This window comes from Janthinobacterium sp. TPC_1, assembly GCF_056037845.1.
Map to the genome: position 1 here is coordinate 5,023,041 of NZ_CP195157.1, position 14,173 is coordinate 5,037,213.

13 protein-coding genes and 1 pseudogene are annotated in these 14,173 nt (G+C 64.2%); 8 read left to right on the forward strand and 6 right to left on the reverse strand.

The annotated features are described in order from the left end of the window. From ACQVLG_RS24475 to queE, 5 genes and pseudogenes are all read right to left on the reverse strand, one after another. The gene (locus tag ACQVLG_RS24475; RefSeq protein ID WP_474291417.1) at positions 1–1,155 is read right to left on the reverse strand and encodes a hemin-degrading factor; all 1,155 of its coding nucleotides are present in this window, start codon (positions 1,153–1,155) and stop codon (positions 1–3) included. Positions 1,156–1,218: 63 nt separating this feature from the next. Further along, complete coding sequence (locus ACQVLG_RS24480) at positions 1,219–3,576, reverse strand: TonB-dependent hemoglobin/transferrin/lactoferrin family receptor (protein WP_474291419.1); 2,358 nt, start codon at positions 3,574–3,576, stop codon at positions 1,219–1,221. Between the two features lie 240 nt (positions 3,577–3,816). Then, positions 3,817–4,328: pseudogene (gene tadA, locus ACQVLG_RS24485) on the reverse strand (tRNA adenosine(34) deaminase TadA). After that, positions 4,321–4,767 carry a 6-carboxytetrahydropterin synthase QueD gene (gene queD, locus ACQVLG_RS24490; RefSeq protein WP_034755997.1) on the reverse strand — a complete coding sequence of 149 codons (447 nt, stop codon included), beginning with the start codon at positions 4,765–4,767 and terminating at the stop codon, positions 4,321–4,323. Before queD ends, tadA begins: the two are co-directional and overlap by 8 nt. A gap of 9 nt (positions 4,768–4,776) precedes the next feature. Beyond that, positions 4,777–5,412, reverse strand: a complete 636-nt coding sequence (gene queE, locus ACQVLG_RS24495) for a 7-carboxy-7-deazaguanine synthase (protein WP_474291422.1) — start codon at positions 5,410–5,412, stop codon at positions 4,777–4,779. A gap of 291 nt (positions 5,413–5,703) precedes the next feature. Here queE and ACQVLG_RS24500 point away from each other — a divergent pair, with 291 nt between their 5' ends. The 8 genes from ACQVLG_RS24500 (at position 5,704) to ACQVLG_RS24535 (ending at position 13,903) form a co-directional block, all read left to right on the forward strand. Next, entirely contained in the window at positions 5,704–6,603 is a 900-nt protein-coding gene (locus ACQVLG_RS24500; RefSeq protein ID WP_474291424.1) for a sensor histidine kinase, read from the forward strand. 89 nt (positions 6,604–6,692) lie between these two features. After that, a complete protein-coding gene (locus ACQVLG_RS24505; RefSeq protein WP_474291426.1) occupies positions 6,693–7,103 on the forward strand; it encodes a PAS domain-containing protein in 411 nt (136 codons plus the stop codon). Next, on the forward strand, positions 7,022–7,681 hold the full coding sequence (locus ACQVLG_RS24510; RefSeq protein WP_474291428.1) for a GGDEF domain-containing protein: 660 nt from the start codon (positions 7,022–7,024) through the stop codon (positions 7,679–7,681). Before ACQVLG_RS24505 ends, ACQVLG_RS24510 begins: the two co-directional genes overlap by 82 nt. 90 nt (positions 7,682–7,771) lie before the next feature. Continuing rightward, complete coding sequence (locus ACQVLG_RS24515) at positions 7,772–8,059, forward strand: type II toxin-antitoxin system Phd/YefM family antitoxin (protein WP_474291430.1); 288 nt, start codon at positions 7,772–7,774, stop codon at positions 8,057–8,059. Position 8,060: 1 nt separating this feature from the next. After that, positions 8,061–8,393, forward strand: coding sequence for a type II toxin-antitoxin system RelE/ParE family toxin (locus ACQVLG_RS24520; protein ID WP_474291432.1), 333 nt, complete (start codon positions 8,061–8,063; stop codon positions 8,391–8,393). Between the two features lie 100 nt (positions 8,394–8,493). Next, positions 8,494–11,370, forward strand: a complete 2,877-nt coding sequence (locus ACQVLG_RS24525; protein WP_474291434.1) for a M16 family metallopeptidase — start codon at positions 8,494–8,496, stop codon at positions 11,368–11,370. A 185-nt stretch (positions 11,371–11,555) separates the two neighbouring features. Continuing rightward, the gene (locus ACQVLG_RS24530) at positions 11,556–12,236 is read left to right on the forward strand and encodes a hypothetical protein (RefSeq protein WP_474291436.1); all 681 of its coding nucleotides are present in this window, start codon (positions 11,556–11,558) and stop codon (positions 12,234–12,236) included. 461 nt (positions 12,237–12,697) lie between these two features. Further along, entirely contained in the window at positions 12,698–13,903 is a 1,206-nt protein-coding gene (locus ACQVLG_RS24535; protein ID WP_474291438.1) for a M28 family metallopeptidase, read from the forward strand. A 15-nt stretch (positions 13,904–13,918) separates the two neighbouring features. Here the strand turns inward: ACQVLG_RS24535 and ACQVLG_RS24540 are convergent, their stop codons facing one another. Then, entirely contained in the window at positions 13,919–14,173 is a 255-nt protein-coding gene (locus ACQVLG_RS24540) for a hypothetical protein (protein ID WP_474291440.1), read from the reverse strand.

The following is a 14,173-nucleotide window of genomic DNA, read 5'->3' on the forward strand; positions in this document are numbered from 1 at the left end:
TTATTTTGCCTTTGGCAGACTATCGGCCAGGTCCACCCAGCTTTGCGGCTGCGGTTTGCCCCGCTCGCGCACGCCGAAGAAGGAGACCACTTGCGTGCCGTCGTTGTCGAAGAATTCGACGGAAGTGACTCCGCCGCGCTTGACGATCCAGCCGCTGCGCAGGGCCGTGTCGCGGATGTGCAAATTAAAATCCGGGTCGAGCACGTTGAAGAAGCCGCCGGCGGCCATGGTTTTCTCGATCTTGCCGCTGTAGATCTGCGTCAAGCCTTCATTGCCCAGGAACACCATGATGGCGACCTTGTCCCTGGCCGCGTTTTCCAGCAGGGTGCGCAGCGCTTGCGGCGTCACGCGCTCGACCACGCCGGCCGGCGCCAGACGCAGGGCCTGTTCGCGCGACAGGTGGAATTCGCGCATGATTTGCGCAAACTGGTGCACGTCCGTCATGTCTTTCCAGGCCAGCTGAAATTCCTTGACGTCGATTTCGCTGTCCGGCTTTTCCGCCGCTTTCGGCGCCACGGCCAGCACGTTCAGCTCCGCGCTTTGCTGGGGCAGGCGGAAAGTCGCCACCAATTTATCGTAGACGGCCACGCCCGGCTCGTTGCGCAGGTATATCTTGTGCACGGCCGTGCCGTTGGCGTCAAAAAACTGCAGGCTGCGCGTCGGCTTGCCATCGCGGCCTGCTTGTTCTACCGCAAATGCGTATTTCCAGTTTTCAAAGTGGAAACGCAGGTCGATCTGGCCGCCCAGGTAGCCGCCCGCGATATTGCGCTGGCGCGCTTCCGTTTCCGGGTCCTTGGCGTCGGCCTGCTCGGACTTGTCGCCCGCCTGCTTGAATTTGCTGGCGACGCCCGTCGTTTCGATGACGCCGTTTTCATTGCGCGTGATCGCTTGCACGATGCCCAGGTCCAGCGCGGCGCGCATGATTTCGCGCGGCTGGTTGCCGTCCGCCTGCAGGCGCGTGACGCCCTTGCCGATGTTGGTTGCCAGCAATTGCGCTTCGGATACACCCAGCGCGCGCGCCGCATCGCGGATCTGCAGCTTCGGCTGCTCCGTGCGCAAGGTGGACCAGCGTTCCGCCAGGGTGGCTGGGGCCGCATATGCGTTTGCAATCAGCAGGCTGCCTAGCAGGGATAGAACGAGTTTGGATAACTTCATAGAGAGACCATTCAATCAAACATGGAAAAAAAAAGAGGGCAGGCGCCCCTCCCCGGTAAAAATTTAGAAGTTCACGCTGAGGCTGGCGGCGACGTTGCGGCCCGGCCTGGCGTAGCGCTCGATCTCGGCGCGGCTGGCAGCCGTGGTGCCGGCGGCCAGGCTGCGCGCGGCGGCGTAATCCCAGTACTTGCGATCCGTCAAGTTGTACACGCCGACGATGATCTTGGCGTTCTTGTGCACGTTCCAGTAGGTCGACAAGTCGAAGATGGTGTACGACGGCACCTTGAAGAGCGGCGCGGTCGAGCCCATCAGCAAATCGTTCGGCGCCTGTTTCTCGCCGGCATGCAGCGCCGTCAGTTCCAGGCCGAACAACTTGTTCGCATGGTCATAGCCGAAGGTCAGCGCCGTCTTGGCCGGCGCTACCGAGGCCAGGCCGCCGCTGTCGCCCGTCAAGGTATTGAAGGAGCGGCCCTTGGCCACGCCCGTGGCCAGGTCGACGCGGTAGCCCTGCATGGCGGGCAACCAGGCGCCCAGCTCCGCGCGCAGGCTCAGCTCGGCGCCCCAGGTGCGCGCATTGCCAATGTTTTCCGGACGGAACAGGCCCAGGGTGAGGGTCGGGTAATTCACCGGATCCAGCTCTTGCGCCACGTACTCGATCATGTTCTTGTACTCCGTCTGGTAGACGGACGCCTGCATGCTCAAGCCCCTGGTCACGTCGCCTTTCAACCCCAGTTCATATGCCTTGCTGGTTTCCTTGCCCAGATTCGGATTGCCCAGCACGGCATAGCCATTACCCGTGCCCGTATAGCTGATGGAATCATAGGTACCCGTGCGTTCGATCGCCGTCGGCAGGCGCGTGCCGCGCGTGAACGTGGCGTAGGCTTGCATTTGCGGCAGCACTTCCACGGACAGGCTCAGGCTCGGCGTGAAGTAGGAATCGCTCTCCTTGCGCACTTCCTTGGCCGCATTCGGCACGCCGATCAGGTAGTTCTGCAGGTTTTTCGGCTCCAGCTTGCGGTAGTCGGCACGCAGGCCCGGCGTCAGCACGGCTTTCTTGCCGCCCAGGTCGAAACTGAGGTCGTCGCGCACGTACAGGGCCAGCTTGGTGACATCCATGTCGGCCATGCGGTTCTTGCGCGTGATCTGGTGCTCGCCCGTGGCGATGAGGGTGCGGTCTTCCATCCAGGGCCGGCGCGATTTGGCCTGTTCCAGCTGCACGCCGTACAGCAGCGCGTTGTCCGCGTTGAGCTGCTTGAACGCTTCCGAACTCAGGCCGATGCTGTCATTCTTGAAGCTGGTGTCGATGGCGCGCTGGGCATTGCCGCGGTAGACATAGCGCCCCTTGCTCTTGTCCTCGATCTTCGCATTCTGCAGGTAGACTTTCGAGGTCAGGCGGTCGAACAGGGCGAAATCCTTCAGCACCACCTCGTGGCCCAGGCTGACGCGGGTGCGCTTGGTGGTGGAATCCTGCTGCACGCCGTCCGGGTACATGGCGCTGACTTTATTGTTGAGGTCGCGCTTGTTCTTGCGTTCGAACATGTCGACCGTCAAGTCCAGCTTTTGTTCGCCCGGCAAGGCCCACACCAGCTTCGACAGCAAGGCGTTCGAATGCCAGTCATCCGGGTTGACGGTGGCGCTGCCGCGGCTGTCAAGCTGCTCGCCGTCGCGGTGCACGTACACGGCCAGGCCCTGCAGATTGGCGCCGATTTTGGCGGCGCCCGTCAGGGTGTGCGCATTGCTGCGGTCGGCCGTGGCGCGGCCATACTTATACGCCACGTAATGGTCCACCCCTTCGCCCAGGAAATCCTCGGGCGACTTGGTGATGAAGGCCACGCCGCCGCCCAGGCCGGGATTGGCGCCGCTGACGGCCGTCGTGCCCGAATCGATGCGCACTTCGCGGAAAGTTTCTGGATCGAAATAATCGCGGCCCATGCCGAAGGCGTTCATGTTACTGCTGTCCGGCTTGGGTGACGCGTCGGGCAGGGAAATGCCGTCGAGTTCCAGGCTGACCCGGTTGCCTTCCAGGCCGCGGATGTTGTAACCGGTGTTGCCCGCGCCATCCCACATGCCGCCGCCGCCCGAGGCCGCCATTGGCGTACTGATCAGCGGCTGATAGCGCACGATGCCGGCCATGTCCGTCACGTTGCGGCGCTCCAGGTCGTCGCTGCGGATCACCGTCTTGGTGCCGGCGCGGCGCTCGTAATCCTGTTTGGCGTTGACGACGATTTCCGGGAAGACAGGCAGCCTGGCCGGTTCCTGGGCTGCCGTGCCCGCGTTGATGGCGGCCGTTTGCGCCACGGCAGGCAGCAGCGGTGCGGCGAACAAGCCCAGCAAGGCGGCGCGCAGCACCAGGTTGTGGCGGCGGGCAGGAACGGGAGATACGACGGGCGCAGCGGAACGCTGCAGAAGCACTGTAGTCATGATGATCCGGTTTAAGAGTGGAGGCTGGCTCTTGAACCCGGATCGATAACGAAAGTGTTAACGATGCATAAGGAAAGTTTGCTGGCGAAAACAATACTGTAACACGAATCATTCTCATTTGAGAATGGCAAAGTCGTCTAGACAGATGTTATTTCGCAACAATTATAAAAAATGCCAGCCGCGGTGGCTGGCATGGCTGGCACGCGGGACAAGGCCATGACGGCCCTGCCTGGGCCGAAATCAGGCCGGAGGATGGGCCAGCTTGCGCGCTTCCGCCTGCGCGCGGCGGCGCTCGGCAAAGAAACGCTTGAGGAAAGCGCCGCACTCGTCGGCCAGCACGCCCCCTGCGATGGCCGTCTGGTGGTTCAGCGCCGGCTGCTCGAACAGGTTCAGCACGGAACCGCAGGCGCCCGTCTTCGGGTCGCCCGCGCCGTACACGACGCGCGCCAGCCGTGCATGCAGCATGGCGCCCGAGCACATCACGCACGGTTCCAGGGTCACGTACAGCTCGCAGCCGGGCAAGCGGTAGTTGCCCAGCTTTTCGGCGGCCGCGCGCAAGGCCATCACTTCCGCGTGCGCCGTGGGGTCGTGGCGGCCGATGGGCTGGTTGTAGCCCACGGCGCGATGACTTCGCCATCCTTGACGACGACGGCGCCCACGGGCACTTCACCCAGGTCCCACGCGTGCTGGGCCTGTTCCAGGGCCAGCTGCATATAGCGCGCGTCCTGCGCGCCAGCGTGCGTTTCAGTCATCGGTCACTTCTGCCCAGCAATTCGGCGTTTCATGCAGCACCAGCTTATGCAGGTGCAAGCCCGTGCCGAAATGGTCGGTAAAGGCCGCTTTCAGGATGTCGAAGGCGATGCGCGCCAGGTTTTCCACGGTCGGGATGCGGTCGATGACGACGGTTTTATGGTCGGGTAGGCTGGCCAGGAAATCGCGCACGGCCGTGTCCTTCTCGTAGACGAGGAAGGCGTGGTCCCAGACGTCGACCAGGTGCTGCTTGGCCAGCGTCTTGACGTCGGAAAAGTCCATGATCATGCCGTTGTCGGAATTGCCTTCCGCTTCGATGACCTTGCCGACCAGGGTGATTTCCACCGTGTAGCGGTGGCCGTGCAGGTTGCGGCACTGGCTTTTGTGGTCGGGAATGCGGTGGCCCGCGTCGAATTCGAGCTTGCGTGTGATAGTCAGCATATTGTTTTGTTAAGGTATTTGCAGGAGTTTATGGGTTTGCAGGCTCAGCTTCCACTTCGGGTTGCTTTTGCACGTCTCGATGGCCAGCTTCATGTTGTGCGCGGCCAATGGACCATCCATGGCCTGCACGAAGAAGTTCTCGAAATCGAGCCCTTCGTAGGCGGCCAGGTCTTGCTGGAACTGGGGGATGACGACCTTGATTTCGTTACCCTTGTGGACGACCAGTGTCGAACCCATCTTCGGGCTGACGCAGATCCAGTCCACGCCGGCGGGCACGGGCAAGGTGCCGTTGGTTTCGATGGCGATGGTAAAGCCCACCGCGTGCATGGCGTCGATCAGGGCAGTGTCCAGCTGCAGCAGCGGTTCGCCGCCCGTAAACACCACATATTTGCTGGCGGTATAGCTGGCCGGCCACAGGCTGTCGATCAGCGCGGCCAATTCCTGCGGCGTCTTGAACTTGCCGCCCAGTTCGCCATCGGTGCCGACGAAATCCGTGTCGCAGAACTGGCACACGGCCGTGGCGCGGTCGCTTTCGCGGCCCGTCCAAAGGTTGCAGCCGGAAAAGCGGCAAAACACGGCGGGACGGCCCGCATGCGCGCCTTCGCCCTGCAGGGTGTAAAAAATCTCTTTGATGCTATAAGTCACTGTATTTCCTAAGAGCTGGCTGGCGTCATCGCGCAGGGCGAACGCATCGAGGCCGGCGCAGCGCACCGTCACCGCAAAAGCCGATTGACAACCCTCTATTATATGCCGCCACGACACTTTCCGTGCAAATGCCGTGCCTGCCACCCGGCGGCGCGGCATCCAGCGGCAAGAAAGCCACAATGACGGGCAAAACTGCACGGCTTTTGCGTTTAGACAATATAAATAGCCCAAAGTTAATATATTTTCTGTAAGAACATTGCCTGACGGAAAACATTTTTGGGGAGCATGGACATGGTGCAACGCTGGATACGCCCGCCGTACCGCCGGAGCATTCTGGCCTGCCTGGCGGCCGCCGCTCTCGCATCCCTGCACGCGGGCCATGCCGCCGGGCCGATGCTGCAGGCGGGCACGCCCTCACCTTCGATGCTGGCCTGCGCCATCCTGTGCGGCGGGCTGGCGCTGCTGCTGTGGCGCCAGCACCGGCTGGCGCAGCGCCTGCGGGCGCTGGAACAGCTGCGCGCGCAGGCCGAGCAAGAGCGCCTGGCCAGCGGGCAGCACAAGGCACGGGAACAGGAGCGCCTGCGCATCGGGCGCGACATCCACGACGACCTGGGCCAGCACCTGCTGACCCTGAAAATCGACCTGGCCATGCTGCAAACCAGCACGCCTGACGCGGATCCCTTGCTGGCACGGCAATTGGCCATGATGGCGCGCAATGTCGACCTGAGCATTGCGGCGCTGCGCTGCGTCATCCACGACCTGCGCCCGCCCGCCCTCGACGCCGGCCTGCAGGCGGCGTGCGACGGCTTGCTGGCGGATTTCAAGCGCACCACGGGCATCGATTGCAGCTGCGACTACCAGCTCGACGCCGCCGCCGGCAGCGCGCACGGCCCCTTGCTGTATCACGCGCTGCAGGAAGCGCTGGCGAACATCGCCCGCCATGCGCGCGCCACGCATGTCCAGCTCTGCCTGCAGCAAGCGGGCGACACGCTGGCATGCCGCATCAGCGACGACGGTGTCGGGCTGACGGGCTCGCCGCCACGCCTCGGCTGCGGCCTGTCCGGCATGCATGAGCGCGTGGCCGCCGCCGGCGGCAGCCTGCACATCGAAAGCCACAGCGGCGCAGGCACCACCCTGAGCCTGTCGCTGCCCCTGCCAGCCAGCCACGACGAGGCGATGCTCCATCGCTGAAAATATTGCTCAAGATCAACACCATCGGCCTCGCTGCGCTGCATCATGGCCAACGAGCCCGCCCCATTCACCCCAAGAAGGATGCTTACATGCCGGATAGCCACGCACCTGCCAGCGCCTCGCCCTATGATGAAGCCCAGGGTTTTGCCGTCAAGATGATGGAATTGCTGGTGGTGCCCACCTTTGTCCTCGACGTGCATGGCCAGGTGATGATCTGGAACCGCGCCTGCGAACAGCTGACGGGCGTGCCGGCCGCCGAAGTGCTGGGCATGCGCGAGCCGGGCCGCTGCTTCTACAACGACGAGCGCCCCACCCTGGCCGACCTGCTGCTGGCCGGACGCGGCGGCGACCTGCGCGCCCTGTACGCGCAGCAGCAATACCGCAGCAGCACGGGCAACAATCTGTGCGCGGAAAACTGGTGCGACATGCCGCGCACGGGGGGCGGCGGCGCTACCTGGCCGTCGATGCCAGCCCCATCTACGGCAACCACGGCGAACTGATCGCCGTCGTCGAAACCCTGCGCGACATGACCGATGAAAAGCGCGCGCAGGCGGAACTGCAACGCCTGGCCACGCGCGATGGCCTGACGGGCCTGGCAAACCGGCGCTGCTTCGACGACACCCTCCTGGCCGAGTGGCAGCGCGCCCAGCGCCAGAGCCAGCCCCTGTCGCTGCTGATGGTCGACGTCGACAATTTCAAGGAATACAACGACAGCCACGGCCACCAGGGCGGCGACCTGTGCCTGCGCAAGGTGGCCGGCGCCGTGGCCAGCGAAATGCGCACGAACGACCTGGTGGCGCGCTACGGCGGCGAGGAATTTGCCGTCATCTTGCCGAACCAGTCGCTCAAGGGCGCGGCCATCGTGGCCGAACGCATCCGCCAGCGCGTGGAGCGGCTGCAACTGCCGCGCAAGCGTCCCGACGGGGCCTGCGTCACCGTCAGCATCGGCGCCGCCACATCCCTGCCCGGCCCCGGCACGGAACTGGGGCAGCTGATCCACACGGCCGACTGCGCCCTGTACCGCGCCAAGCACCTGGGCCGCAACCGCATCAGCCTGCCGGAAACGACGCTGACGTAAGCGGCAAGTGCCGGCATCAGGAAACACGACCAAATTTGGTGTATATTTAGTCCTATCCCATTCACATGCACATTCAATCGCGGAGCCGCCATGGAACTCAAGGAACGCATCAAGCCGATTTCCTATTTGAAGGCCAACACGACGGAAATCGTCAGCAGCTTTGACGCGGGCCAGGATGAGCCCCTCATCATCACGCAAAATGGCGAAGCGAAGATGGTCGTGCTGTCCATGCACGCCTACCAGGAAGGCAAGCGGCAGGCCCAGCAGATGCAGGAACAGCACGCGTTCATGAAGCTGATCGCCATGGGCAACCAGGAAATCGTGCGTGGCGACGTGCTGTCCGAAGAAGCTTTCCTGGCCAGCCTCGACCAGGCTTGAGATGACGCGCATCGTCGTGCTGAACAGCGCAGCAGCCGATTTCAGGGAATTGCGCAGCGACTTCCAGGCGCGCCATGCGGCGGCGGCCTGCGAGCAGTTCAGCTCGGACTTTCGGCAACTCCTGGCCGATCTGAAGATCTATCCCGACAGCGGCGCGCCCATCGAAGAAGCCCGCGACCTCGGCCTCGACGTGCGGCAGCGCCTGTGCCACGACATCCGCGTCGTGTACCAGCATGAGCGCGCGCACGGCATCGTGTATATCCGCATGTTCCTGCCGACCCGGCGCGATTTTCTGACGCATCTGACGGCGCGCATCCTGCGGCCCGACTTCTAGACATCTTTCCTCGTTGCAACTCGTGCCCCTATGCACGGCGGCACGAATATTCTATGCTGCGGCGTTGCACTTTCATAACATCCAAAAAGAAGGAGCCCCCGTGTCAAGAATCATGCCTGTTTTATTACCCGCTTTCGCCCTGGCCCTGTCGGCCATGGCCGCGTCGAACCTGGGCGCCGCGCCCGTCAAGCCGGCCGCCACCCACGGCGCTGCCGCCGCCAAGGCCGACCTGCTGCCGTTCAAGGCAACGGAAAAGACCCTGGCCAACGGCTTGAAAATCATCATCGTGCCGACCGGCTTTCCGAACCTGGTCTCGCTGCAGATTCCCGTGCAGACGGGTTCGCGCAATGAAGTCGAGCCGGGCAAGTCCGGTTTCGCGCATTTTTTTGAACACATGATGTTCCGCGGCACCAAGGCGTATCCGCCCGAGAAATACCAGGAAGTCATCACCCGCGCCGGCGCGCGCCAGAACGCGTACACCAGCGACGACCTGACCAATTACCACACGACGTTTGCCAAGCAGGACCTGGAAACCGTGCTGAAGGTGGAAGCGGACCGCTTCCAGCACCTCGATTACGCGGAAGACGCGTTCAAGACGGAATCGCGGGCCGTGCTGGGCGAATACAACAAGAACAGCGCCAATCCCGTGTCGAAACTGTTCGAAGTGATGCGCGACAGCGCCTACACGACGCATACCTACAAGCATACGACGATGGGCTTCATCCAGGACATCGAAGACATGCCGAACCAGTACGCGTATTCGAAGCTCTTCTTCGACCGCTGGTACCGTCCCGAACGCACCACCATCATCATCGCCGGCGACGTGGAGCCGCAGCAAGCCATCGCGCTGGTGGAAAAGTACTGGAGCAGCTGGCAGCGCGGCAAGCAGCAGGCGGCCGTACCCGTGGAACCCGCGCCACGCGGCCCCGTCTACAAGCACGTGGCCTGGCCCACGCCGACCCTGCCGTGGGTGGCCGTGGGCTTCCATGCGCCCGCGTTTTCCGTCAAGGACAAGGACCAGGCCGCGCTGGCGACCTTGCTGTCGCTGTCGTTCGGCCGCACCTCGCCGCTATATAAACGCCTGGTGCAGAATGAACAGAAGGTCGATCAATTGTTCGACATGACGCCGGACCGCGTCGACCCGCCCCTGGCCGTGCTGGGCGCGCGCGTGAAAAACCTCGCCGACGCCGTCTACGTGCGCGACGCCATATTGGCCACCGTGGCGCAGCTGCGCGACACGCCAGTGAGCGAAAAAGACCTGGCGGACGCCAAGTCGGCCGAAAAATACGGCTTGATCCGCTCGCTCGACAACACGGAGCAGATCGCCGGCACCCTGGCCTCGTTCGTGCATTTCGACCGCTCGTACGCCACCATCAACCAGTACTACCGCCTGATCGACACGCTCACGCCGGCCGACCTGCAAGCGGCCGCGCGCAAATACCTGACGGACGACGGCCTGGTGGTGACCACCCTGTCGCACGAAGCCATGCCGGCGGCCATCGCCGCCACGCCGAAACTGGCCAGCCTGCTGCCGGCCGCGTCAAATGCCAAATTCGACGTGCTGGTGCAAAAGTCCGCGCTGCCGCAGATCCGCTACAAGCTGCTGTTTACGGCCGGTTCCGCGCAAGACCCGCAAGGCAAGGAAGGCCTGGCCGCGCTGACGGCCGCCATGGTGGCGTCCGGCGGCTCGTCCGAGCGCAAGATCGACGAAATCAACCAGGCCCTGTTCCCGCTGGCCGGCAGTTTCAGCCAGCAGACGGACAAGGAAATGACGACGTTTACGGGTTCCATCCACAAGGATAACTGGACGCAGTTCAACGCCATCGCCCTGCCCCTGCTGCTCTCGCCCGGTTTTCGCGAAGACGACTTCCGCCGCCTGAAGGATGCGCAGCGCAACGCGCTGCTGCTGGACCTGAAGGACAATAACGAAGAGGAATTTGCCAAGGAACGCCTGCAAACCAACGTGTATGCGGGCACGCCATACGGCCACCCCGTGCTGGGCACGGTGGCAGGCATCGACGCCATCACCCTGGACGACGTGAAACAGTTCTGGAAGACGGCGTACGCGCAAGGCGCCGTCAAGGTGGGCATTTCCGGCGACGTGTCCGACGCCATGACGGCCTCGCTGACGCAGGCGCTGGCAAGCTTGCCGGCCGGCCCAGGCCTGCCGGCCACCGTCAAACCCGCGGGCCGCAAGGCGCAGGGCCTGGAAGTGGAAATCATCGAGAAAAACACGCGCGCGACGGCCATTTCCTTCGGCCTGCCGCTGGACGTGACGCGCACGCACCCGGACTTCCCCGCCCTGTGGCTGGCGAAGACGTGGCTGGGCGAACACCGCGCCTCGAATTCCTATCTGTACCAGCGCATCCGCGAACTGCGCGGCATGAACTATGGCGATTACGCGTACATCGAAGCGTTCCCGCGCGGCATGTATCAGTTCTTCCCGAACCCGAACCTGGGCCGCAAGGCGCAGCTGTTCGAAATCTGGATCCGCCCCGTGGCGCCGGACAACGCCCACTTCGCCCTGCGCGTGGCCCTGACGGAATTGGGCAAGCTCGTCGACAACGGTCTGACGCAGGACGATTTCGCCACCACGCGCGACTACCTGATGAAGAACGTCTTCGTCATGACGTCGACGCAAGACCAGCAGCTCGGTTATGCGCTCGATTCGCAATGGTATGGCACGCCGGAATTTACCAAGCTGATGCGTGATGGCTTGTCGAAACTGACGGTGCAAGACGTCAACCGCGCCATCAAACAGCATCTGTCGGCAAAGAACCTGTCCGTGGTGATCGTCGCCAAGGATGCGGCCGGCTTGAAGGAAAAGCTCGTCAGCGACGCGTTCTCTCCGATCAAGTACGATGGCAACAAGCCGCAAGCCTTGCTCGATGAAGACAAGGTCATCGGCGCGATGAAGCTGAACATCAAGCCGGCGGCCGTCACCGTCACGCCGGCGGCGCAGGCCTTCGCCAGGTAAGTTTGTGCCAGATCAACCTCGTCCGATGCAGCTTGCCGGATGGGGTTGACCTGGCATTCGGCGCGGCCAAACCCGCCTTCATTCCGCAAATCCCGGCCTTGGTCGGAAAGTAGCATCTTGGCGATCTGGTTATCCCCATACTGTTTTTCGACTCTTCCCGAGTGAAAACCCTGACAAGGATAACCATGCACCTGTTCCATCCCCACCTTTACGCCACCTGCATCCTCGCCGCTGCCGCGCTGCCGGGCGCCCTGTACGCGCAAGTGCCGGCCCTCGCCGGGCAATGGCAATTCCAGACGGCAACGGGCACGACCACGACGAATGGCGTCGAGGCCGACCTGATCGACACGGGCATACTCGACATTACCGAAGAACAAGGCGGCATGCGCGCGACGATCGCCTGGCTCGACGAACGGGGCCAGCTCACCGCGCCGCGCACGGTGCACGGGACAACCGGCCCCGCCGGCACCGTCTTCCGGCATGCCGGCAAGCGCGTCAGCACGGGGCGCAACGGCAAGGAGGTCAGCACCGAAGTGACGATACGCTGGACCTTGCAAGCCAGGGGCGACGTGCTGAGCGGTGAACGCCTGGTCGAAACCGATGAGAACGAGCCCAAGCCCGTGAGCGGCACGCGGCTCAGGGAACGCTATGTGGCGCCCACGCTGCCGGCGCCAGCGCTGGCAGCGGCAGCGGCAGGCAAGGCCGCGCGCGGCCCGTCCACGCCGGCCGAGCGCATGCGCGTGGTGCGGATGGCGAACGAGGCGCAGGGCGACCCGCTGGCCGTGCAGCAGCGCGACGGCGCCTGGCTGGGCGCATGGATCGAGGCCATTTCCCGACCTCACGTTCGACGACAGCATGCCCGATGACTGGCTCAGCACCGCCCCCGCGCCGGCCACGCGGGCGGCATTGCGCTTCCAGTACCTGGCCAGCGCGATGGCCTTCCAGATCGAACACCCGGAACAGGCGCGGCAGCAAGGGGAGCGCGACCTGGCGGGCATGCAGGGCGTGCTGCGCGCCTACGAAACGCTGCTGCGCCAAAATAAGCTGCACCGTTCCGCCAAGCTGGATGCGGCGCTGGCGGCGCGCCGGCAAGGTACATTGCCCGCCTTCCTGGCCACGCTGTCCGGCAGGGATGCCCGCATCGAAGCGGCGCAATCACGCTCCGGCGACGCCACGGCGCGCAAGATCGTGGCGCTGGGCACGAGCGAGCCGCGCGCGATGGACTGGCTCGACATCCTGAGCAACCGCTTCGGCGGCCGCATGGCCGGCAGCGATGCCTACACGCATGCGGCGCAATGGGCGCGCATGCAATTGCAGCAATGGGGGCGTGCAGGCCGAACTGGAAGAAGCGGGCCAGATGCCCGCCGGCTTCAACCGCGGTCCCTGGTCGGGCAGGATGGTGGCGCCCCAGGATCAGCCCCTGCGCGTGGCGACGCCCGCCTACTCGGCCGGCACGCGCGGCGTGCAGCAAGGCCTGGCAATCATGGGGCCGGCTACCCTGGAAGAGGCGCAGCAGCGCGCCGCGCAATTCAAGGGCAAATGGGTGCTGATCGGCGGCGAAAACAGCGGCGGCGGGCGCGATGGCAGCGCCATCCACAAGCCCAGGGCCATCACCCGGGTGCTGATGCAGGCTGGCGCCCTGGGCACGCTCCAGTCCGGCGAAGAACCGCTGTATGCCGCCAGCGCGGCGCCCGCCACCTGGGCCTCGCTGCCGACCTTGCCGGACATCAAGCTGGCCGCGCCACAGTACGCGGACATCCGCCAGCGCCTGGCGCGCGGCGAAGCCGTCACGCTGGAATTTGATATCCGCAACTGGTTCTACCCGGGCCCCGTCACGTATCACAACGTCGTCGCCCGCATTCCCGGCACGGAAAAGCCCGGGGAAATCGTGCTGATCGGCGCCCACCTCGACAGCTACGATGGCGGCACGGGCGCGGCCGACAATGGCGGCGGCGTGGCGGCCATGCTGGAAGCGATGCGCCTGCTGGCGCTGTCCGAAGCGAAGCCGCGCCGCACCATCATGTTTGTCGCCTTCGGCGCGGAGGAAATCGGCCGCAAGGGATCGTTCGCGTTCGCCGAGCGGCATGCGGGTGAAATGAAGAACATCGTCATGATGCTCAACCGCGACGGCCGCCCCGGCGCCATCGACGGCATCGCCGTTCCCACGGCCTGGCAACCCGTGTTTGGCCGGGTGGAACAGACCTTGCAAGACGTCCACCCCGTGTTCGGCTTCGCCGCGACCGTCAACGATGTGCCGCGCGACGCCAGCAAGGCGATGAATGCGCGGGCAGGCAGCGATGACGCCGTCTTCAGCCTGCATGGCGTGCCGACGCCGAAATTTAGCGTGCTCGGCAATTTCGACTACGGCCGCGTGCATCACACGGTGCTGGACACGTATGAGAACGTGCTGCCTTTCAGCGCGGCGCAGCAGTATTCGGCCATCGCCATCGCCTTGACCGCCTACGAGGTGGCGAATGCGCCGGAAGAACTCAGCCGGAACGGCTACTATCGCGCCGCCAAAGCGGCACAGTAGCCTCCCCCACCCGCGTCACTCGAAGGGATTGGCCACCGACGTCACCTCGGGCGGCGGCAGCTGGTCGGGCAATTCCTGCTTTTCCAGCTGGGCCACCACGTCGCCCAGCAGTTTTTGCAGCTGCTTCGCCAGGGCCAGGCCCGGCTTGTCCAGGGTCAGGTCGATGTCGCCGCTGAGGCTGATGCGGTCGACCCGGTTTTCGATGCTCAGATTGCCGATTTCCAGCACATCGCTTTCATTGGCATACGGGACGAATTTCTTTGCGCACAT

Bases quoted from the DNA above. Each gene is read 5' to 3' on its own strand.
- ACQVLG_RS24505 (WP_474291426.1), top strand. From the start codon at position 6,693: ATGCCGGATAGCCACGCACCTGCCAGCGCCTCGCCCTATGATGAAGCC.
- ACQVLG_RS24475 (WP_474291417.1), bottom strand. From the start codon at position 1,155: ATGAAGTTATCCAAACTCGTTCTATCCCTGCTAGGCAGCCTGCTGATT.
- ACQVLG_RS24500 (WP_474291424.1), top strand. From the start codon at position 5,704: ATGGTGCAACGCTGGATACGCCCGCCGTACCGCCGGAGCATTCTGGCC.
- ACQVLG_RS24540 (WP_474291440.1), bottom strand. From the start codon at position 14,173: ATGTGCGCAAAGAAATTCGTCCCGTATGCCAATGAAAGCGATGTGCTG.
- ACQVLG_RS24480 (WP_474291419.1), bottom strand. From the start codon at position 3,576: ATGACTACAGTGCTTCTGCAGCGTTCCGCTGCGCCCGTCGTATCTCCC.
- ACQVLG_RS24530 (WP_474291436.1), top strand. From the start codon at position 11,556: ATGCACCTGTTCCATCCCCACCTTTACGCCACCTGCATCCTCGCCGCT.
- queD (WP_034755997.1), bottom strand. From the start codon at position 4,767: ATGCTGACTATCACACGCAAGCTCGAATTCGACGCGGGCCACCGCATT.
- ACQVLG_RS24515 (WP_474291430.1), top strand. From the start codon at position 7,772: ATGGAACTCAAGGAACGCATCAAGCCGATTTCCTATTTGAAGGCCAAC.
- ACQVLG_RS24520 (WP_474291432.1), top strand. From the start codon at position 8,061: ATGACGCGCATCGTCGTGCTGAACAGCGCAGCAGCCGATTTCAGGGAA.